The sequence below is a fragment of the Eubacterium sp. CAG:156 genome, from assembly GCF_000434315.1.
In the GTDB taxonomy this organism is placed as follows: domain Bacteria; phylum Bacillota; class Clostridia; order Lachnospirales; family Lachnospiraceae; genus Eubacterium_U; species Eubacterium_U album.
On sequence record NZ_FR878179.1, the window covers coordinates 92,210 to 113,012 of the forward strand.

Below are 20,803 nucleotides of genomic sequence, written 5' to 3' on the forward strand. Positions count from 1 at the left end.
TGCTAATTTTATCATATAAGAAAAAATTACGCAACAAAAAACCGAACAAATATTCGAAAGTAGTATTGACAAACAAACGTTCGGGTGTTAATATAATTATACAAAGCAAACAAGTGTTCGCGTAATAGCAATAATATAAATATATTATATGGAGGATTTTAAACATGAAGTTATTTAGAAACAGTTTTTTATCATCAGTTATTTTTACAATGTTACTTGCAACTGCAGTTGTATGTACTGTTAAGCTTACAGATGTTGGAGCACAGAAGAAGGCTGACTCTAACAGATATAAATATTACACAAGTGTAGAGGTTAAACCCGGAGATACATTAACAAGTATCGCTAAGAAATACATAACACCGGAATATGCATCAGTATCAGAGTATGTAGATGAAATCTGTAAATATAATCACATTGGAAGTGGTGATAAGATTCACGTTGGAAAATATATATCAGTTATGTATTATTCAGATGAAATAAAGAAATAATATAATAATAGTTAATGCAAATTGACTATAGGCAATGTAATAAAATTACAAGACGCTGTATGAACTAAATTTAAGTCATACAGCGTTTTAATTTATTTATTTATGATTTTTATCTAGTGCTTAATCATTGCGTAATTTCACGGCATTTCTAGCCTTTCTGCGGCGTTCATCATCAATTGCAGCATAATGTTTTTTAGTTGTGTTTACATCTTTATGTCCCAAAACGTCTGCAACAAGGTATATGTCTCCGGTTTCCTGATATAAAGTTGTGCCATAAGTACTTCTTAATTTGTGTGGTGTTATTTTCTTCAAATTAGTAACAAGACCTGCATATTTTTTTACAAGTTTTTCTACAGAACGAACACCCATACGTTTTCTTTGAATTGAAAGAAAGAATGCATCTTCATGTCCTTCAACAGGAACAATTCTTTTTCGCTCTTCCATATAATTCCTTAACGCTTCCTCAACTTCATCACCGAAGTAAATGATTGTTTCATATCCACCTTTTCGTTGAATTTTTATACCTGTGTTTTTAAAATCAATATCATTTATATCAATACCAACGCATTCAGATACACGAATACCTGTTCCAAGAAGAAGTGTTAGTATTGCAATATCTCTAACTTTAGTTTTAGTATGAAAGTTTTGCTGGGATTTAGTTAACTTTGTTCCATTTTCTACTTCATCTAATAATTCAGCGACTTCATCAACATCAAGTCTGATTATTTCTTTGTCATGAAGTTTAGGCATCGAAACAATACTAGCAGGATTGTTTTTAATAAGTTCTTTTCTATAAAAGTAATTATATAAAGTTCTAACACTTGCAAGTTTTCTCATTATTCCTCGCTCGCTATTTGTATGTTCTTTGCCATCATCAGAAATATAATATTTTAGATATTCTAAATATTCTTCAATATCAGTAGCTGTCAATTTATCTAAAATATCTAAATCAAGTTCTGAAATATCTATATTTGAATATTTAGGATTTTCTGTTTTAATGTAATTAAAGAATATACCTAAATCATAAGCATATGCTATTCTTGTACGTGAAGAAGTAGTAGGTTCAATTCCTCTAAAAAAAGTAGAACAGAATTTAGGTAATTTCTTTTGCAACTCTCTTAATTTTAATTCGTTATCAATATTAATCTGTTCATGATATGTATGATTCTGTGCCATAATTTTATACCAAATTTAAAATAACCTTTCTTGTTTTTTTAATACAAATTTATGAAATACAATATTATTTTTAAAATACAAAAATAATATTATTTATCCATATTGTAGCATCCATTCATAATAGCAGTGAAGAAACGTTCTTTACAACCGGGATTTTCTTTTACCAACTGTCTAACCAGTTTTTTAACATATTCTCGTTTAGTATGTCCATCAACTGGGCATCTGTTTTTTGCAACAGGTAGTTCATATCTTTTAGCAAAACCAATAACATCCATTTCTGGTACATACATTAATGGTCTTATAACTGTTAATCTTTTTTTGTCTAAATATGTAACAGGAGAGAAGCAGTGGAATCTTCCTTCATAAATAAGCGAAAGAAACATTGTTTCAATGATATCGTCCTTATGGTGTGCATAAGCTATTTTGTTACAGCCTAATTCCTCGGCTTTATTATTTAATGCACCTTTTCGCATTTTTGCGCATAAAGAACAAGGATTGGATTCTTTTCGCTGTTCAAACACTACATCAGCAATCTGTGTTTCTATTACATCATATTCTACATCAAATTTTTTGCAGTAATCCTTAATCTTATCTAAATCCTGAATACCAAATCCTAAATCAACTGTTATTGCAACTAATTGGAATTTATTTGGATAAAATATTTTTAGTCCGCTCAATGCATATAGTAAAGTTAAACTATCTTTACCACCTGATATACCGATTGCTATTTTATCACCATCTTCAATCATTCCAAAATCATCAACGGCCTTTCTTACGTAACTATATAATTTCTGTGATTTCATAATTTTACCTACCTTGAAAACTATTATTTATTTATAATTAAATACGATTGTAGTGGAAGTAAACAGTATAAAAAAACAGTTGCGCCCACATAATTAGTGTAACACAACTGTTCGCAAAAGACAACTTTAACGAAATGTTTTATATGTAATTCATTCATATATTGTATAAGCGTTTATAATTTAATGCATACATACTTGATATTATGCCTTTTTAAACTATATTTTTTATAAAATTGCATTAAAATAAGTTCTTTAGTCTAATATTTCAAGCAAATGTTTAAAATATTCAGGTAATGGTGCTTCAAACTCTACATATTCTTTAGTTGTAGGATGAATAAAGCCAATAGTTTTTGCATGAAGAGTTTGTCCCTGTAATTTAAACGGACATTTATTGTTATTGTAGAGTTCATCGCCCAAAATAGGATGATTAATACTTGACATGTGAACTCTTATTTGATGTGTACGCCCTGTCTCGAGCTGACATTCAATGTATGTGTATTTTTTGAAACGCTTTAAAACTTTATAATGAGTCACTGCATTTTTACCATTTTTATAATTAATGGACATTTTTTTACGATTAACTTCATGACGTCCAATTGGTGCATCAATAGTACCTTCATCATCAGATATAACACCATTTACAATTGCTACATATTTTCGCGTTATCGAATGAACTTTTAATTGCTCGGCTACAAAATTATGGCTGTAATCATTCTTACATACAATTAAAGCACCTGTTGTATCTTTATCAATTCTATGCACAATTCCAGGTCTTAAAACACCATTTATTTCAGAAAGATTATCACGACAATGATACATTAATGCATTAACCAATGTTCCTGTATAATGACCTGGAGCCGGATGCACAACCATATCTTTAGGTTTATTTACTATTAAAATATCATCATCTTCATATATTATATCTAAAGGAATATCTTCAGCTACAATATTTGCTTCTAACGGTTCAGGAATATCTACATTAATTATATCGTCCGTTTTAACTTTGTAATTAGCTTTGCACACGCATTTATTTACTAAAATATGCTGGCTTTTTAGCAGTTTTTGAATATAAGATCTAGATATGTCAGGCAAAATTTCGCCTAAATACTTATCAACTCGAACTCCTTCGAAATCATCGTCAACATAATATATATTACTCATTTTATTCTCGCTTAAATTATATTTGTAAAATAATTTTCTAAATTATAGTTTGAAATTTATTTATCTTTTTTATCTTCAGAATCATCTTTTTTCAAAGAAAAAATCGCATTAAATTCTTTGTCTTTAATTACAAAGACGCAAAAAATTATAAGCAATGCACATGCGATTGTCACATAACAATCAGCAACGTTAAATACTGGAAAATCTATAAGCTTAAAATACAGGAAATCCACAACATAGCCATTTACAATTCTGTCAATCAAATTACCAATTGCTCCTGCTATCAATAAAGTAATTATATACTGCATTGAAATTAAATGCATAGTATTTAACGAACAGTTTAACGTTAGCAGTTTGCTGATTCTGTAAATACATAAAATCAGTATAATTACTACTATTATTGTAAAGATGATAAACATAGCTATCTTTCCTGAAAAAATACCCCAGGCTGCACCTGTGTTCCCTCCATCCAAATAGTTTAATTCAAAGACATTTGGAATTATGGAAATAACTTTTCCGGATTTTAATTGTGTAACAGCCCAAAATTTAGTTAATTGATCAAATATTATCAGAGCAATTAAAGAAACAATAAGCTTTAAATTATGTAGTCCTGTTTTCATCTTTATAATCCTTTCTAAAACTTACTTTTCAATTATTTTTTCACAGCTATAAATTAATAAGTCATGGTCTATAGTTCTATCAATTGAAGCATTACCAATTTCTTTTAAAACGATGAACTTAATTACACCTGAATCCATTTTTTTATCATTTAAAGTGGCTTCAACAACATCATTAGCGTTAATATCTGATGTAGTAACAGGTAATTTAAATAATTTTAATGTATCACATATATCATTAAATTCAGTGTTATTTATATAATTTTTAACCAAAGAAATGTATGCAGCTGATACAATACCAATTGAAACACATTCCCCATGAAGTAATGTGAAATTTTTTAATTTTTCAACTGCATGACCAATTGTATGTCCAAAATTAAGTAAGGCTCTATCTCCTTTTTCTTTAGGATCTTCTTCCACTACTTTTCTTTTTACATTACAACTATTGTAAATCATAGTAAACAAAGTGTCATAATCTCTATCTAAAATCTTTTGATAATTCTCTTTTAACCAGTAGAAATAATCAGAATCTTTTATTAATCCGTGTTTAACTATTTCGCCCATTCCTGAATAATATTCGCGATCAGGTAATGAGTTTAATGTACTAAGATTCATATATACAAGTTTAGGCTGGTAGAAGGCTCCTATCATGTTTTTGTAAGCCTTATAATCTACACCTGTTTTTCCACCAATACTTGAATCTACCTGTGCTAATAAAGAAGTTGGAATTTGAATAAAATCTATTCCTCTTAAATAAGTTGCTGCAGCATATCCTGTCATGTCTCCTACAACGCCACCACCTAAAGCAACAAGCATATCATTTCTGTCAAATTTGTTTTCAATTAAAACAGTATATAATTCAGAAATTGTATCCAAATTCTTATGAGCTTCACCTGCTGTAAATTCAAAAATAATTACTTCTTTTGAATTACTCATAAAAATATCTTTAACTTCATTTGCATATAAAGGACCAACATTTGATTCTGTAACTATACAAATTCGTTTGTTACTTATATTTAATTGCTGGATTTCATCATTTAATAAATTGAAATCTTTTGAAAATACAATATCATAACAAGGCTTTTGCTCATAATTTACTTTCATTGCGTTTGTGTTAATTGATACTTCCATATTTTTCTCCTTATAATTAAATAAATATTTATTTAATTTGCGTAAATCTAATTTAATTTACAGTGCCCTTTCTTTTTGTCTGCTATATTACTTGTTGAAATAATAACTATATAACAACAAGCATCTTTATTTTCAGTATCTACAATAATGATTGTAGCTTGTTTATTTAACAGTATATCGAAACTGATACTAGATTTTTTCCTTTTTTAGTAACACTTATCTGTCTGTTGTAAATAACTCTGCCAAGACCTCTGACTGAAATAATATCATTTTCTTTAATTGAATATCCATTTGAAGTAATAATTTTTCCGTTTACGAATACTTTTTTCTCTTCAATATATGAAACAATACTGCTTCTTGATTTATTAAATGCTAAAGAAATTATACTGTCTAATCGTATGTTACCGATAGTTCCTTTTATTTCTTTAAGATTTGGCCTGACATTTTCAATTTCATCATAAGCAATCTTACATGAAATAAGAGTATGTTTTACTTTTGTAAAATTATTGATTATATAGTCAGAAATTCCTGTAATAACATATATATATGCTACATTTTCACCTATAAAAATATCGCCAATCTTACTTCTGTCAATTCCCAAATTTAATATTGCCCCTAAATAATCTCTATGATTTAATGTATCTGCGTATTTTTTATTGAGTGGTTCGATTTTTAAAAGAGTGATTGGGACATCTTCTTCATAATAGACTTCAATTGGTTTAAAGACTACAATTTTTCTTTCTGCATAAACATTGCCTCCAGTCAAATAGTAATTAACTGGAGGTAATTGATTTGTTATTGTATTAAAAATATTTATTTCATTTAAATTTAGAAAATCAGAATATGCATAGATATTTTTTGAATAAGTAATATCTGCAAGATCTAATAATCGGTTTTTAACATAATTATCTTCTTTGTTCATCAGTCTGTCCTTAAATGTCGAATATAATTCTACTTATACATTGAAGTTGATCTCATGTTATTATATGAACTTGATATTGCATCATGGAAATCACCTGAAAGATCAACATTTGAAGGTGTCACGATGTAAATGTATCCTGTTATTTTTTGTAATTTACCGCCTATAGAATAGCTTGCACCATAAACTGTATCAACAATACGCTGAGCTAAATCTAATTTAACGCCTTCTAAATTAACGATTACAGCTTTTCCCTGAAGCAATGTGTCTATTATTTCTTTTGTTTCATCATAACCCGATGGCTTAATTACGCAAACTTCTAATCCTGAACTTCTCATCGGAACGACATTTCTTGCGTTTTTATTAGATGATTTGCTCATAAATGAACTTCTGGATGAAGATTTAGCGTGGCTTGAACGTTTGCTATATGAAGGTTCATCGTCTTCATCTTCGTATTTGTCTCTATAAGATGTACGACTTACACGTTCAGGCTGTCTTGTCTCTTCTTCATCTTCGTCGAAATCATCATCGAAATCTTCGTCATAATCATCGTAATCATCCTGATTATAATCCATTCTTAATATGTTCGACACTTTATCTATAAAACTCATTTTAATCTCCTAACTTTGATTTATATTTTAAATATTATAATTTCTTTCACCAAATATTCCGGTACCGACTCTGACTAGAGTTGCACCTTCTTCAACGGCTACCTGATAGTCTCCTGTCATCCCCATCGACAAGACACTCATACTAACATTATCAATGTTTTTATTTTCTATGTCAACCGATAATTTCTTCATATTTCTAAAATATACTCTATTTGATTCAGGATTATCAGTATATGGAGCAATTGTCATTAATCCTTTAATTCTTATGTGTGGAAATTTAGCTATTTCTCTAACTAATTGTTCAGTTTCTTCAGATGTTATTCCGAATTTACTTTCTTCCTGTGCCATATTTACTTCAATTAATATATTCGCAATTTCATCAGCTTTTGCATATTCTTTTTCAATCTGTTCTGCTAATCTTATTGAATCAACAGAATGGATAAGAGAAGCCTTTCCTACAAGATATTTAACTTTATTTCTTTGTAAATGACCAATCATGTGCCATTTGATATCTTTTGGCAATATTTCATATTTGTCACAAAGTTCCTGAACTTTATTTTCTCCGTAATCTTTAACACCTGTTGGCAATGCCTCTTCTATTGCAGTATAAGGTTTAGTTTTGCTGACAGCTATTAAAGTTACTTCATTTACGTCTCTTCCTACTTTTTCACAAGCCTTTTTAATGTTTTCTTCTACAAGTTTAATATTTTCCTGTATCATTAAAATCACTCCTTTATTTATTGAAATATAATTTGATTTTCTTTTACTTTGCTACTATCTAAGACGATATGGTCATACACACTTAAACCATATTTTTCGCCCGATTCAACAATGTAATATTCATCTGTTTCGCCTAATATGGTTACCTGAACAAAAACAGTGTATCCGTTGTTTATGTTGTAAACACCTTGTCTTGTCTGTTCAGCTCCAATAGTATATGTCTCAACAGAATCATCCTTGATGAGTACATCACCTTTTTCAAATTCATCCGTAGATACATAATAATTATCATCATCTGAATATGAAATAGTAGGATATGTTACATCACTATCAATTTTGCCATCTTTAACAACCTGTTTTCTAAATCCAATGTCTGTATCGTCATTAGATTTTGTGGCATAATCCTTTGGAATTATGTATAAATTCTTAGAAGCAATTGATATTTTTGGAATTTTTAATCCTGTTGTTATATTATCAATAATCTGAATATTTACAAATCTGTCTGTTGCATATCTTACAACATACTTTGCTAATGTAATTACTCCGTAATTATTACCATCTGCACCCTTTACAATTTTAATATTGGCTGTAGTGGTTATATTATCTTTATTAAATTTAATTTTTACACCTACTGTATCTTTATATTTTTTTACTTCATTTTTGGTAAATGGAACTACGATACTCCATTCATCATCAGTAATAGATTTATAGATAGGCTCATTTGCTTCAACATAATCGCCTGAATTAACAAGCTGTGAAGAATAGTTTTTAGCTCTAAAGTCATCCATTGTAAGTTCTTTAGCCTTTTTATTTTCATATCCATCAAATCTATAAAGTACAATTCCTGTATTACGTGCCTTATTTATCGAAAATTGAGAATCTGAATTATTTTTAATCAATGAATCTAATGCATTCATGTTAATCAGGTCAGCAACTGTTCCCTGAACATTATTTTTAAAATTATATACTTCATTAAAATCCATATCATCATAGTTATTTGTAAAAGTATATATTTTATCTTTTAATTTTGTAATATCATCGTCTGTAAGGGTAGTATCTTTTTCAGACATTTCAGATAACAGTTTATTAATTGTTCCGTCTGCATCCATACTATATAAAGTTGTATTTAAAGATATTCGTGCACCTTCACGAACATAATAATCAACATATCCGGAAGAATCAGCATTAACAACACTTTCTTTACGTAGTGCAATCCCTTTATAGGATTTATATGTTTCATCGGATGAAGTTCCCTCGACTACTTCATAATAATTAATTCTGTCTGTTGTAATGTATTTAAATAAGCTGATTGCTATATATATAAATATAATGCCAAAAATTATAATACCCGGATTAATACGTGTGTAAGATTTATATCTTATTACTCGTTTTTGCTTTTTTGCCATCTTATTCACCTTAATTATGTATTAGATAATTTAAAATTATCTATTAAACAAATGTTAAATCTGCCTAATTCAAATTATCAGGCACTATCTTATATTATCTATCATTTTTCAATTCTAGTCAATGAAATAATTACCATTTATATTATTTCATTTTTTGTAAAAAATATCATATATAAAGCACAGGAGGTGATTATATGAATTCAAAAGGATTTGATTATACAGTGCTGACATTAGTTATAATTGGAGCAATAAACTGGGGACTTATAGGTTTCTTTAAATTTGATTTAGTTGCATTTTTATTTGGCGATATGAGTTGGCTTTCAAGAATTATTTATGCAATAATCGGATTATGTGGTTTGTACTTAATCAGTCTATATGGAAGAGTTTATTCTCTTGGTGAAAACCATTAAAAACTTTATCTGAATTGTATTCTTTTATGGCATTTACAATTTAGTAATTCTTAATTTAGAAATAAAATAATTAATAAAAAATACCGGAAATAGTCAACTAATCTAATTAGTATAACTATATTCCGGTATTTTTTTATGCATTATAAGCTTCACGCCATTCTAAATCTCCGTGTTCAAGTGATTTTATAAGTAATTCGGCAGTAGCTACATTTGAAGCTAGAGGAATATTGTGCATATCACATAAACGTATTGCTTTATGAATATCCGGTTCATGAGATTTAGGATTTAATGGATCTCTTAAAAATATAACTAAGTCCATCTGATTCTGCTCAATCATGGCACACATCTGTTGTTCACCACCTAAATGTCCAGCTAAAAATTTATGAACATTTAAATTAGCTGCTTCCTCTATTAATCTGCCTGTAGTACCTGTCGCATAAAGTTCATGCTTTGATAGAATACCCCTGTACGCAATGCAGAAATTCTGCATTAAATGTTTTTTTGAATCGTGTGCTATAAAACCAATATTCATATATTTACTCCTCCTAGTATAAATCTTTTTTCCGCTGTAATCCTACATTTATTACAATCCCAATACCAATATACATACTGATTAGGGATGACAATCCATAACTAACGAATGGTAACGTTAAGCCGGTATTAGGCAACATACATGTCGCTACTGACAAATTAACAAGCGATTGGAATCCAATCAACGAGCCAAGTCCAAAGCAAAACAGTTTTCCACTTAAATCTTTCGCCCTGGCTCCCGTTAGAAAACATTCAACAACTATAAGTAGCAACAAGATAACAACTGCCGCACTTCCTGCAAATCCCAGTTCTTCACCTATAATTGCAAATATAAAATCAGTATGACTTTCTGATAATAAGTTACCGTTCTTTACACTGGTTACTGTATTGTTATTTAGGCCTTTTCCTGTAAGACCGCCGGAACCAATTGCAAGTAATGAGTTCTCCTGCTGTCGTCTTGTATCTATAATGTCAGGGTCAGTTGAATCTTTGCTATAAAAACCAACAATTCTTTTTAACTGATATCCTTGTAAAATACCGCTATTAGGATCGTTTATCCCCACGTAAACAAATACACTTGCTAAAGGTATAGCAATAATTAACACAGTTGTTACAATCTTGTAACTAATCCCAGATAAAAACATTATAACACAAAATGTAATAAAAATAACTATTGTTGTTGATAAATCCGGCTGAACTACTATGAGAGCTATTGGTAATCCTGCTAATGCACATGTAGAAGCTATTGTTCTAAAGGTATTTATTGTATTTCTATGCTTATAAAGATAAGCAGCTAAAAATAATATTAAAATTATCTTTGATAATTCCGAAGGCTGAAACTGCATAAACTTTAAATCAATCCAACGTCCTGCACCTTTATTTACATCTCCATTTAATTTAACATAAACAAGCAATACCAAGTTAAATATGTATGCAAGCCAGTAAAATTTAAAAACAAATTTATAACTTACTAAACTTAAAATTATTAAAATAATAATTCCCATTACAAATCCTAAAATCTGTTTTTTCTGTTCTGTTCCACCGCTAGTAGCACTACCTATCGCAAGTATTCCAATAACAGTTAGACATACTACATAAAGTAGTAATCTAAAATTTATATTGCTAAATTTATATTCTTTTAATTTCGACAGCGTTTTTTTCTTTCTTCTTGCCATTGATATTTTGCCTCCTAATGCCCATTTTCTTTGAGCATAACTAAGTAAATATATTAAACCTTAACTTCTTTTATAGGTATGTTTGCAAAAAGATAAGGCTTTTTATCTTTTTCTATTTGTATTTTACAGTTTTCTTTATCAATTTCAACATATTTTGAAATAACATTTAAAATATCATTTTTAATAAGTTCCATTGTTTCAGGTGAACATCCCGCCCTGTCAGAAACTAAAAGAATTTTCAGTCTGTCATGAGCAATTTTTCCTGAACGTTTTCTTTTCCTGAATCTAAAATAATTTAGTCTAAACATTTTGAAAACCTCCTGTTAAATACTTTTTAAAGAAATTAAATTTTCTATTCTTATGATTCAACATTGGTACTTCTTCACCATCTATTCTTTTAGCAATATTCATAAAAATTTTAGATGAATATGAATTTGCCCCTGCAAGAGGTTCTCCTCTGTTAGTCGATATAACAATATCTGTATCATCATGAATCATGCCAATTAAATCAAGACTAAGTATCTCTGTGACATCATCAGTTGACATCATATCGCCTTTTTTCACTAAATCATTTCGTATTTTATTTACAATTAAATTGATAGGATATAGTCCTGCTTTATCTAAGAGACAGGACACTCTGTCAGCATCCCTAATTGCTGATACTTCCGGAGTAGTCACAATAATGGCTCTTGTAGCACCTGCAATAGCATTTTTAAATCCCTGCTCAATTCCTGCTGGACAATCAATTAATACATAGTCAAACTTTTGTTTTAATTCATTTGTAAGATTAATCATCTGATATTGGTTAATGCAAGACTTATCCTTGCTCTGAGCGCTTGGAAGCAAATAAAGATTTCTAAATCTTTTATCCCTTATTATAGCCTGCTTCAAGCGACAGTTCCCTTCAATCACATCAACAATATTGTAAACAATGCTGTTTTCTAAGCCCATTACTACATCCAGATTTCTAAGCCCTATATCTGTGTCTATAGCTATAACTTTTTTCCCTAATAATGAAAGGGAAACGCTCAGGTTTGCAGTAACGGTAGTTTTGCCTACTCCCCCTTTTCCGGAAGTTATTACTATTACTTCTCCCATAAAATCCTCCTCAATATACTTATATTTATTTTAGTAATCATATGTTAAGTGTAATATTTTGTATATATTACTCTTTTGTATATTAAGAAGTCTTTTGTTATATATAGTAAAGCCATATTAGCTTTCTAACTAAATTAATCTCTAACGGCACTTGTTGAAGAAGAACTTTCAACATCTTTATTTACATCATCATCCGTTAATTCTCCAAGATAATATCTTACAACGTCCTTTGCTACTTCAGCAGAATCATGTGAAGAGTTACCAAACGGAATAACTGCTGAAATTGCCACTTTAGGTTTGTTATATGGAGCATATGCTACAAACAATGAATGTGCGTTTCTTTTTGAATTTTCTTCAGCAGTACCTGTTTTACCGGCAAACGCTATGTCTGTATCCTTGAAAGATTTTTCTATAGTTCCTTCTGTAATAACCATTCGCATTCCGGTATGAATAATATCCCATGTTTCACTTGATGCGTTTACAGTATTTGATAATTTTGCTTTATTTTTCTTAATTGCATTTCCTGATGAATCAGTTATTTTATCAACTAAAGTTAGTTCGTAATTTTTACCACCGTTAGCTAATGTGGATATATATCTTGCAAGTTGTACAGGCGCATATGAATGACTACCCTGGCCAATGGCTGAATGGACAGCTGATTCTGTTGAAAATTTAGGGTCGCTTTCTGTTATTTCTACACCTGATTTCATGTCTAAACCTAATTCTTTCGCATATACTTCAAGTTTTTTAAGTCCTGTAGCACTATCATATTTACCTGATGAAGTTGTTCCCAATTCATAACCTACTTCATAGAAAAATCCATTACATGATTGAGCAATAGCCTGCATTACATTCAAGCTACCATGTGCTGAAGGATATATCCAACATTTTGGATGTGGCGATATTTTATCAAACTCACCTTTATCAACGATAGTTCTATATCTTGTTATTGTATTATTTTCCAATGCTGTCATTGCAGTTACCATCTTAAATGTTGAACCCGGAGCTGATAACCCCTGAGTAGCTCTGTTATAAAGCGGTGAAGATAAATCATCTACAAGTTTAGCCCAATAATCAGCGTCTACTGAACCGGAAAGCATATTATTATCATAACTTGGATAAGTTACCATAGCTAACACTTTACCGTTATTTGGATTAGTAACAACAACAGAGCCTGAACATGGATCCAAAGCAATCTGTGCCGGTGTAATATTTAATTTTTTAATCTGACTAATAATAAAATTATAAGATTCCGTTGATGTGTATGTTGATAATTTGTTATACCAATCACGGTCTTTTTCTAATACGCCCTGATCGTATAATAACATACATATTTCACAACCGTTTATTGTTCCATCATTAATTTTATATTTGAATATTAATTTACTAAATGATGCATTATTATCTATGAAATCTAAAATATAATTTACTATTACTTTATATGTTTCATCTGAAGTAATATATTGATTATCAATTTGTAATGCTGATATATTAATCCAGCTTTTGGATATAGCATATTTGATAAATTCATTAATACTGATATCTCCAGCTATATATTTTTTATAAGTTGCATCAGAACTATCTAAAGATGAAGAAATTAATACATTATCAGATTTTAATTCATCAAAAATATAATCATAATACTCTTTATATTCGTCTGATGAATCATTATATACTTCACCCTTATCAGATTCTAATTGTTTCTTCAATCGACTCTTTACAACCTTTAGGGCATCAGAATATTTAGTATAAACTTTTGCTTCATTATTTGTTCGTTTCTTTTTTAAATCTTTTATGCTTAAAACATTATTATTTATTAACTGAAAATATACAGTTTTTGCTGCAATAGGATGTACATCGGAATCTTCCTGTTCTTTATCTGAAACATCCCTGTTAACAATCTGAGAAATTAAGACAGAAGCAATTTTTTTCTCAAGCATTTTATATGTGGCAATCTGTAATTTCTTATCAATTGTTAATGTTACATCTTTTCCAACAGAAGAATCAGTTGATGAAACTGTACTTAACACTTTACCTGTAGAATCTACGAATATTTTCTTTTCTCCACGTACACCCTGCAATGTATCTTCCATAGCGGCTTCAATACCTGATTTACCAACATAGTCGCTAGAAATATAATCACCACCATTGTCATTGTATTCCTGTAATTCGCTTTCGGAAATTTTACCGGTATATCCTATCAGTGGAGCAAAATATTCACTATCAACATATCTTCTGATTGTTGTTTCAGCAACTGATACACCTGTAAGAATTGCTTCATTTTCATAAATCGCTGTCATTGTTTCTTTTGAAATATTTGTTGCAATAGTTGTTGCAACATACTTCTGGTATGAATTTTGGAATATGTTATATCTTATTGCAATAATTTTTAAAGTCATTTCCATATCGTAATCACCCTCTAAATCAAAGAAGGAATTTACACAATAGTCCATGACTTCTGCAGCTGAGGCATTTGAATAGTCAACATTATCTTTTTTCATCTTTTTACCAAATAAATTAGTCATAAATAAGGTTCTTGATGCATCTGATGTAAAATTAAACTCATAATTGCCATCGCTGTTAATTACAATTGGGAAATCATAAGATACTTTATCACCATATTTTTCAATTATTGTTATTGCATTATATACAATTTCATTTAATATTCCGTTTTTTTCATCGGAGCTGTCAATTTTATCTTCAAATGTAACGGCATAGCTTAATTCATTATAAGCTAATAATTCACCATTTGTATCATAAATATTACCTCTTGTACCTGGCGTGTAAACCGTCTTTTCAGCCTGCTGTACATAAGTATTCATATAGTAACTCTCGTTAATTATCTGTAAATCAAATAATCTAAAAAGAACAACTCCAAAAAGAACTGTTAATACCGCACCGACAATAAATATTCTTGATTTTATTATGTTATAAATCGTGTAGAAAAAATCACTTATCAAAACTTAATGCACTCCTTTGTTCTTTAGAAATTACCTTTTCATTTAATAAATAAAACAATTTATATACAATTAAAGCACAAAATGTTGTAATTATCATTTCAGGTAAAATTATCTTTTCAAAATAATATGGATAGTCTAACTTATTTCTTAAAAGCAATCTGAATCCATAGTAAACTGTGTTAAACATAAAATCATTTATAAAAACTAAAAGCAATGGCATAATAATGATTTCACTATAAAACCATCTTCTAAAGATTCCACTAAATAATCCGCAATACATGTAAATTAAAGCGTTAAATCCTATTACGTCACCATAGAAAACATCAACAAGTAAACCACATGCAAATCCAATGGCTATTCCTTTGTTGCTTCCACACATAAGTCCAAAAAAACATACAACTATCAGAAGAAGATTAGGTGTAGAAACTTCCTGAGGCAATGCAAGAGAAAATGCGTTTTGTAGCAAAAAGGCAACGAGAATCACTGCCGCAAATATTATGAAATTTCTTATTTTCTCTTTCATGCTTTTTCTCCTTTACATATCATCCTTTAACTGAGTAATTACCAATACTTCGTCTATATGTTTAAAATCTACAACAGGAATTATTTGTCCTGACTGTGTCAATTCACTCGAATCTAATTTAATATTTGTTACATAACCGACTAATATTCCCGGAACAAATTTGTCTGATATTTTTGATGTGACTACCATATCGCCTTCTGTAACCTTAGCATCTTTTAGTACTTCTGTTACATTCATAACACCATCATCCATAAGCTTTAAATCTCCACTTACAATTCCGGTATCACTTGTGTTGGCAAACGAAACACTTACACTACTTTCATCATCAATTATAGCTCTAACTTTTGCATAATCTTTACCGACGTCAGTAACAATTCCAACAAGTCCACCACCGCTTATTACATTCATATCTTTTTTTATTCCGTCTTTTGAACCTTTATTAATTGTAAAGATATCAAACCAGTTTCCTGAGTCTTTTCCAATTACATTGGCTGCAATTTTTTCGTAACTTGAATAGTCCTGATCTAACTGATATAAATCACGAAGTCTTTCAAGTTCATATTTATTTTGAGCTAACAAACTGTTTTCTTCTGTTAATTCGTTAACCTGACTTTCTAATTCTTTATTTTTCTTTGTAAGTTTTTTTACTGAATTAAAGTAATCTGCTTTATTAGTAAACCATTTACCAATGCCATTCATTCCATCCTGAAGAGGAACAACAATTGCACCGGAAACTATTTTTGCAGGTTTAGAATAATTTGAAAATATAGATGACAAAATTATGCTAAACACGCAAAATACAGTTAGAACAAATATTAAAACTTTTGTATTTATATTTATAAACTTAGAAGGTCTTTTCATTTCTTTTTACCTACCTCTTAGTATTTATTTTCGCTTGGTGTATATAACAACTTTCTGTATTTTGAATCAGATATAATTTTTGAAATTCCTCTTACAACTGATTCACCGGGGTTTCTAACAACATTTACCTTTAAATCTGTTTCCATTTCTATTAGTTTACTTAAATTTGTAATCTGCGCTGAACCACCTGTAAGATATATTCCGGTGTCAATTATATCAGAAGATAATTCAGGTGGTGTACGTTCAAGTAACTGTTTTATTGAATCAATAATAGACGATAATACTTCTTTTATTGCTTCATATATTAAATCAGATGTAACCGTTCTTTCACAAGGAAGTCCTGTAATAATGTTTCTCCCAAATACATTACACATTTCATAATTATCATCTGATTCTTCATCATAAATTGCATTTGCAAGATTGATTTTTATTTGCTCTGCTGTTTTCATGCCAATCATAATATTATATTTTCTTTTTACAATATTACAAATTATTTCGTCAAGTTTGTTTCCGCCAATTTTTACAATTCTGCTAATTACAATTCCACCAAGTGATGTAACTGTAATTTCAGTTGTATCGGCACCGATGTTTACAATCATGTTCCCTTTAGCACTGTCAATATCAATACCAAGACCAACTGCATCTGCAATAGGTTTTTCTACTATCTTTATTTCTTTTGCTTTAATACTTGAGTCGTTAATAACATCATAAAAAGCTCTTTTTTCAACTTCAGTTATATCAGAAGGAACTGCAATACAGAATCGTCCACCTCTTACAATTTTAGGATAATTTAATTTAATAAACATCTTTTCTATAAGACTTTTCATGTTTTTAATATCTGCAATTACTCCATCCTTGATAGGAAAACTTACAACAATATTATCAGGAGCTTTCTCATACATTTCAAAAGCTCCATTTCCAATTGCAAAAACGTCCTTTTTATTTCGAATTGCTATTATATTTTTTTCATTTATTATAGTTTTAGTTTGTCCATTGAAAATCTTTAAATTACTTGTTCCAATGTCAATTCCATAAACATTCTGACTCATTTTATTGTCCTTCCAATTAATTTGATTTATATAATTCCTAATGCATTTAAGCTGGTAAACGATTTGTCTCCTATAATAATATGATCGAGAACAGTTATACCAATTAACTGTCCGGCTTCACATATTTTTTTCGTAGAAATAATATCATCTTTACTAGGTTCGCTGTTCCCGCTTGGATGATTATGTACAATTACGATATTAACCGCATTAAATCTTAATGCCTGAACAAATATTTCCCTTATTGAAAATAGAGACTGGTTTATTGTTCCTGATGTTATCATCATATCTTTTATCATTTGACATTTTGTGTCTAAATATGCAACGACTAATTCTTCTTTTTCTTTATGGCGCATGCTTTCCATATAGTATCTTGCAATTGTGTCAGGTCTTGAAAAATCAAGCTTATGAATTGCTTTCGTACATGCTATTCTTTTAGAAAGTTCTCCTATACACATAATCTGAATTGCTTTTACAGTTCCAATTCCCTTAAAGCTTGTCAATTCTTCAAATGTATAATGCATAATTGATAAAATATCTGTCTTATTTTCTTTTGTTATTATTGTTCTTGCCAGTTCCATAGAATTCAATTCTCTGTTTCCTGTTCTTAGAATAACAGCTAATAATTCTTCATCACTTAAAAAGGTCGGTCCTTTTTCAATGCATTTTTCATAAGGTCTTTCATTAACAGGCATATCTGCAATTTTGTTCATATAAATACCTCCATTCATCTCTCCAAGTACAAATTGAGGTATCAAACAATAACTTGCTAATTTTAGATTTTATCACAATAAATTTTTAGTGTACACAATTAAATAATATTTTAAGTAAATTTAACCAAATTTTAACATTTTAAGATGCAGTAGTTTAAATTATAAAATCACGATACTAAATGTGTGAATATTTACATTGTTTAAATTCTAAAATTTATAATAAATATTTTATATTGTGACGATATTTTCATCTACTAACTGCTGTAATGCCTTTAATATTCCAAATTTTGCATGCTGCCATGTAAGGCCACCCTGAAAATAGACAGCATATGGAGGCTTAATTGGAGCATCAGCACTAAGTTCAATAGATGAACCGGATACAAATGCACCTGCTGCCATAATTACCTGTGAATCATAGCCCGGCATATCCCATGGTTCAGGTGTAACATGGCTGTCAATCGGAGCAGCTGCCTGAATTCCTTTACAAAAAGCGATTACTCCTTCAGGAGAGCCAAATGTAACAGCCTGAATGATATCGTATCGTTCTTCTGTCGAATTAGGAATTACATTAAATCCTAATCTTTCAAATACATTTGCTGCAAAAATTGCACCCTTTAATGCAGAAGCAACAACTGTTGGTGCCATAAATAATCCCTGATAAAATGTATGAATTACATCAAGGCTTGCACCAACTTCTTTTCCAAGTCCCGGAGTTGTAAGTCTATATGCACAATTTTCAACACATTCTTTGGTTCCACATATATATCCTCCAATAGGAGCTAATCCACCACCAAGATTTTTAATCAAAGAACCTACAACCATGTCAGCACCTACGTTTGATGGCTCAACTATATCTACGAATTCACCATAGCAATTATCTACCATTACAATGATATCTTTATTTATTTCTTTTACAAAATTAATTACCTGACTTGTTTTTTCAACAGAAATAGTAGGTCTTGTCTCATATCCTTTTGATCTTTGGATTCCAACCATCTTAACATCAGAAGTTATTGCCTTTTTTATGCCATCAAAATCAAAATCACCATTAGGAAGTAAATCTACCTGTCCATATTTAATTCCATATTCTGCAAGAGATCCTTTTGATTCTCTAATTCCGATTACTTCTTCAAGTGTATCATAAGGCTTACCAGAAATATAAAGTATTTTGTCGCCCGGTCGTAAATTTGCTGATAATGCGATCCCTAATGCATGAGTTCCACATGTAATCTGTGGGCGGACAAGTGCATCTTCTGTACCAAATACATCAGCATATACTTTTTCTAAAGTATCTCTGCCTATGTCATTATATCCATAACCTGTAGATACGCCAAGATGCGCTTCGGAAACCTGATTCTTCTGAAATGCTTTCATAACTTTTAATTGATTATATTCAGCTACTTCATCTATTTTTGCAAATCTATCTTTTAATTCATTTTCAATATTTTTTGTAAAATTATATACATTTTCATCTATTCCCAGATTTTTATACATTTCCTTAATCATTTTTAATTATATCCTTTTCCCTTAGTGTATTAATCATATATTTCAAAGTATCATCGATACTATCATAATCAAAATAGTTGACCATGGTCACATCTTTTTCCCTTCTAAACCATGTAAGCTGTCGTTTTGCAAAATGTCTGGTTTCTCTTTTTATTATTTCTTTAGTTTCATCTAAAGAATATTTACCATTAATATAATCAACAACTTCCTTGTATCCTATACCGTTCATGGAAACCAAATCTTTTGTATATCCCATATTCAAAAGGTTTTTGACCTCATTTACAAGGCCTTTATCAAACATAATATCAACTCTTTTATTTATTCTTTCATATAAAAGTTCTCTTTTATCATTTAACACAAAATAAACAAAATTATAAGGAGAAATATTTTGAGATTGTTCTTCATTATGAGTTGAAATTTTTTCACCTGTATTTTTATAAAATTCTAATGCTCTTATTACACGCTTTAAATTGTTCTTATGTATATTTAATGCAGATTCTTCATCTACTTCTTTTAACATATTATGTAAATAATCATTTCCTTTTTCTTTTGCTATATTTTCAAGTTCTTTTCTATAAGCACTGTCTATTTCTTCATCATTAAACTGAATATCATATAATACAGACTGAATATAAAATCCGGTACCGCCTACGATAATTGGAATTTTTCCTGCTTCATATATTTTGTCCATGTATTCTAACGTTTTTTCTTTAAATACATGAACGTTAAATTCTTCATCCGGTTCAAATTCATCAACAAGATAATGCTTTATTCCCTGCATTTCTTCTTTTGTTATTTTGGCAGAACCAATATCCATATGTTTATAAACCTGAATGGAATCAGCACTGATTATCTCTCCGTCAATTGCTTTTGCAATTTTTATGGATAATTCTGTTTTACCTACTGCTGTAGGTCCTGTTATAACAACTAACGGTTTCATATATACTC

22 protein-coding genes are annotated in these 20,803 nt (G+C 29.7%); 2 read left to right on the forward strand and 20 right to left on the reverse strand.

Features of this window, described 5'->3' with window-relative positions; translation table 11 throughout:
• The first annotated feature begins 164 nt into the window (after positions 1–164).
• On the forward strand, positions 165–488 hold the full coding sequence (locus ABMA45_RS09170) for a LysM peptidoglycan-binding domain-containing protein (RefSeq protein ID WP_022089592.1): 324 nt from the start codon (positions 165–167) through the stop codon (positions 486–488).
• A gap of 120 nt (positions 489–608) precedes the next feature.
• Here ABMA45_RS09170 and ABMA45_RS09175 read toward each other — a convergent pair whose 3' ends face one another.
• From ABMA45_RS09175 to ABMA45_RS09215, 9 genes are all read right to left on the reverse strand, one after another.
• On the reverse strand, positions 609–1,664 hold the full coding sequence (locus tag ABMA45_RS09175; protein ID WP_022089593.1) for a tyrosine-type recombinase/integrase: 1,056 nt from the start codon (positions 1,662–1,664) through the stop codon (positions 609–611).
• 89 nt (positions 1,665–1,753) lie between these two features.
• The gene (locus tag ABMA45_RS09180) at positions 1,754–2,467 is read right to left on the reverse strand and encodes a tRNA 2-thiocytidine biosynthesis TtcA family protein (RefSeq protein ID WP_022089594.1); all 714 of its coding nucleotides are present in this window, start codon (positions 2,465–2,467) and stop codon (positions 1,754–1,756) included.
• A 252-nt stretch (positions 2,468–2,719) separates the two neighbouring features.
• Complete coding sequence (locus ABMA45_RS09185) at positions 2,720–3,628, reverse strand: RluA family pseudouridine synthase (RefSeq protein ID WP_022089595.1); 909 nt, start codon at positions 3,626–3,628, stop codon at positions 2,720–2,722.
• Between the two features lie 56 nt (positions 3,629–3,684).
• Positions 3,685–4,248: a signal peptidase II gene (gene lspA, locus ABMA45_RS09190; RefSeq protein WP_022089596.1), complete on the reverse strand. Its 564-nt coding sequence runs from the start codon at positions 4,246–4,248 to the stop codon at positions 3,685–3,687.
• A 21-nt stretch (positions 4,249–4,269) separates the two neighbouring features.
• Positions 4,270–5,376, reverse strand: a complete 1,107-nt coding sequence (gene aroB, locus ABMA45_RS09195) for a 3-dehydroquinate synthase (protein WP_022089597.1) — start codon at positions 5,374–5,376, stop codon at positions 4,270–4,272.
• 166 nt (positions 5,377–5,542) lie between these two features.
• Positions 5,543–6,298 (reverse strand): YlmH family RNA-binding protein, encoded by a 756-nt coding sequence (locus ABMA45_RS09200; protein ID WP_022089598.1) that lies wholly within the window; start codon positions 6,296–6,298, stop codon positions 5,543–5,545.
• A 29-nt stretch (positions 6,299–6,327) separates the two neighbouring features.
• Positions 6,328–6,906 carry a cell division protein SepF gene (locus tag ABMA45_RS09205; RefSeq protein ID WP_022089599.1) on the reverse strand — a complete coding sequence of 193 codons (579 nt, stop codon included), beginning with the start codon at positions 6,904–6,906 and terminating at the stop codon, positions 6,328–6,330.
• A 27-nt stretch (positions 6,907–6,933) separates the two neighbouring features.
• Complete coding sequence (locus tag ABMA45_RS09210; RefSeq protein ID WP_022089600.1) at positions 6,934–7,626, reverse strand: YggS family pyridoxal phosphate-dependent enzyme; 693 nt, start codon at positions 7,624–7,626, stop codon at positions 6,934–6,936.
• A gap of 17 nt (positions 7,627–7,643) precedes the next feature.
• Positions 7,644–9,032 carry an HlyD family efflux transporter periplasmic adaptor subunit gene (locus ABMA45_RS09215; RefSeq protein WP_022089601.1) on the reverse strand — a complete coding sequence of 463 codons (1,389 nt, stop codon included), beginning with the start codon at positions 9,030–9,032 and terminating at the stop codon, positions 7,644–7,646.
• 194 nt (positions 9,033–9,226) lie between these two features.
• Here ABMA45_RS09215 and ABMA45_RS09220 point away from each other — a divergent pair, with 194 nt between their 5' ends.
• Positions 9,227–9,442, forward strand: a complete 216-nt coding sequence (locus tag ABMA45_RS09220) for a DUF378 domain-containing protein (protein WP_022089602.1) — start codon at positions 9,227–9,229, stop codon at positions 9,440–9,442.
• 133 nt (positions 9,443–9,575) lie between these two features.
• Here the strand turns inward: ABMA45_RS09220 and ABMA45_RS09225 are convergent, their stop codons facing one another.
• The 11 genes from ABMA45_RS09225 to miaA form a co-directional block, all read right to left on the reverse strand.
• Positions 9,576–9,974 carry a methylglyoxal synthase gene (locus ABMA45_RS09225; RefSeq protein ID WP_022089603.1) on the reverse strand — a complete coding sequence of 133 codons (399 nt, stop codon included), beginning with the start codon at positions 9,972–9,974 and terminating at the stop codon, positions 9,576–9,578.
• A gap of 13 nt (positions 9,975–9,987) precedes the next feature.
• Positions 9,988–11,148, reverse strand: a complete 1,161-nt coding sequence (locus ABMA45_RS09230) for an FtsW/RodA/SpoVE family cell cycle protein (RefSeq protein ID WP_022089604.1) — start codon at positions 11,146–11,148, stop codon at positions 9,988–9,990.
• A gap of 53 nt (positions 11,149–11,201) precedes the next feature.
• A complete protein-coding gene (gene minE / locus ABMA45_RS09235; RefSeq protein WP_022089605.1) occupies positions 11,202–11,456 on the reverse strand; it encodes a cell division topological specificity factor MinE in 255 nt (84 codons plus the stop codon).
• Positions 11,449–12,246, reverse strand: coding sequence for a septum site-determining protein MinD (gene minD / locus ABMA45_RS09240; protein WP_022089606.1), 798 nt, complete (start codon positions 12,244–12,246; stop codon positions 11,449–11,451). Before minD ends, minE begins: the two co-directional genes overlap by 8 nt.
• A 134-nt stretch (positions 12,247–12,380) precedes the next feature.
• Entirely contained in the window at positions 12,381–15,206 is a 2,826-nt protein-coding gene (locus tag ABMA45_RS09245) for a penicillin-binding transpeptidase domain-containing protein (RefSeq protein ID WP_022089607.1), read from the reverse strand.
• The gene (mreD, locus tag ABMA45_RS09250; protein WP_022089608.1) at positions 15,196–15,729 is read right to left on the reverse strand and encodes a rod shape-determining protein MreD; all 534 of its coding nucleotides are present in this window, start codon (positions 15,727–15,729) and stop codon (positions 15,196–15,198) included. The genes ABMA45_RS09245 and mreD overlap by 11 nt, the downstream gene beginning before the upstream one ends.
• Positions 15,730–15,741: 12 nt before the next feature.
• Positions 15,742–16,590, reverse strand: coding sequence for a rod shape-determining protein MreC (gene mreC / locus ABMA45_RS09255; RefSeq protein ID WP_022089609.1), 849 nt, complete (start codon positions 16,588–16,590; stop codon positions 15,742–15,744).
• A gap of 17 nt (positions 16,591–16,607) precedes the next feature.
• A complete protein-coding gene (locus tag ABMA45_RS09260; protein WP_022089610.1) occupies positions 16,608–17,639 on the reverse strand; it encodes a rod shape-determining protein in 1,032 nt (343 codons plus the stop codon).
• Positions 17,640–17,665: 26 nt separating this feature from the next.
• Complete coding sequence (radC, locus tag ABMA45_RS09265) at positions 17,666–18,349, reverse strand: RadC family protein (RefSeq protein WP_022089611.1); 684 nt, start codon at positions 18,347–18,349, stop codon at positions 17,666–17,668.
• Positions 18,350–18,577: 228 nt separating this feature from the next.
• Positions 18,578–19,855, reverse strand: coding sequence for a methionine gamma-lyase family protein (locus ABMA45_RS09270; RefSeq protein WP_022089612.1), 1,278 nt, complete (start codon positions 19,853–19,855; stop codon positions 18,578–18,580).
• A complete protein-coding gene (gene miaA / locus ABMA45_RS09275) occupies positions 19,848–20,795 on the reverse strand; it encodes a tRNA (adenosine(37)-N6)-dimethylallyltransferase MiaA (RefSeq protein WP_022089613.1) in 948 nt (315 codons plus the stop codon). Before miaA ends, ABMA45_RS09270 begins: the two co-directional genes overlap by 8 nt.
• Between the last annotated feature and the right edge of the window lie 8 nt (positions 20,796–20,803).

Bases quoted from the DNA above. Each gene is read 5' to 3' on its own strand.
- ABMA45_RS09175 (WP_022089593.1), bottom strand. From the start codon at position 1,664: ATGGCACAGAATCATACATATCATGAACAGATTAATATTGATAACGAA.
- radC (WP_022089611.1), bottom strand. From the start codon at position 18,349: ATGAACAAAATTGCAGATATGCCTGTTAATGAAAGACCTTATGAAAAA.
- ABMA45_RS09200 (WP_022089598.1), bottom strand. From the start codon at position 6,298: ATGAACAAAGAAGATAATTATGTTAAAAACCGATTATTAGATCTTGCA.
- ABMA45_RS09180 (WP_022089594.1), bottom strand. From the start codon at position 2,467: ATGAAATCACAGAAATTATATAGTTACGTAAGAAAGGCCGTTGATGAT.
- ABMA45_RS09225 (WP_022089603.1), bottom strand. From the start codon at position 9,974: ATGAATATTGGTTTTATAGCACACGATTCAAAAAAACATTTAATGCAG.
- ABMA45_RS09270 (WP_022089612.1), bottom strand. From the start codon at position 19,855: ATGATTAAGGAAATGTATAAAAATCTGGGAATAGATGAAAATGTATAT.
- mreD (WP_022089608.1), bottom strand. From the start codon at position 15,729: ATGAAAGAGAAAATAAGAAATTTCATAATATTTGCGGCAGTGATTCTC.
- miaA (WP_022089613.1), bottom strand. From the start codon at position 20,795: ATGAAACCGTTAGTTGTTATAACAGGACCTACAGCAGTAGGTAAAACA.
- ABMA45_RS09220 (WP_022089602.1), top strand. From the start codon at position 9,227: ATGAATTCAAAAGGATTTGATTATACAGTGCTGACATTAGTTATAATT.
- aroB (WP_022089597.1), bottom strand. From the start codon at position 5,376: ATGGAAGTATCAATTAACACAAACGCAATGAAAGTAAATTATGAGCAA.
- ABMA45_RS09260 (WP_022089610.1), bottom strand. From the start codon at position 17,639: ATGAGTCAGAATGTTTATGGAATTGACATTGGAACAAGTAATTTAAAG.
- mreC (WP_022089609.1), bottom strand. From the start codon at position 16,590: ATGAAAAGACCTTCTAAGTTTATAAATATAAATACAAAAGTTTTAATA.
- minD (WP_022089606.1), bottom strand. From the start codon at position 12,246: ATGGGAGAAGTAATAGTAATAACTTCCGGAAAAGGGGGAGTAGGCAAA.
- ABMA45_RS09210 (WP_022089600.1), bottom strand. From the start codon at position 7,626: ATGATACAGGAAAATATTAAACTTGTAGAAGAAAACATTAAAAAGGCT.
- ABMA45_RS09170 (WP_022089592.1), top strand. From the start codon at position 165: ATGAAGTTATTTAGAAACAGTTTTTTATCATCAGTTATTTTTACAATG.
- ABMA45_RS09215 (WP_022089601.1), bottom strand. From the start codon at position 9,032: ATGGCAAAAAAGCAAAAACGAGTAATAAGATATAAATCTTACACACGT.
- lspA (WP_022089596.1), bottom strand. From the start codon at position 4,248: ATGAAAACAGGACTACATAATTTAAAGCTTATTGTTTCTTTAATTGCT.
- minE (WP_022089605.1), bottom strand. From the start codon at position 11,456: ATGTTTAGACTAAATTATTTTAGATTCAGGAAAAGAAAACGTTCAGGA.
- ABMA45_RS09185 (WP_022089595.1), bottom strand. From the start codon at position 3,628: ATGAGTAATATATATTATGTTGACGATGATTTCGAAGGAGTTCGAGTT.
- ABMA45_RS09230 (WP_022089604.1), bottom strand. From the start codon at position 11,148: ATGGCAAGAAGAAAGAAAAAAACGCTGTCGAAATTAAAAGAATATAAA.
- ABMA45_RS09205 (WP_022089599.1), bottom strand. From the start codon at position 6,906: ATGAGTTTTATAGATAAAGTGTCGAACATATTAAGAATGGATTATAAT.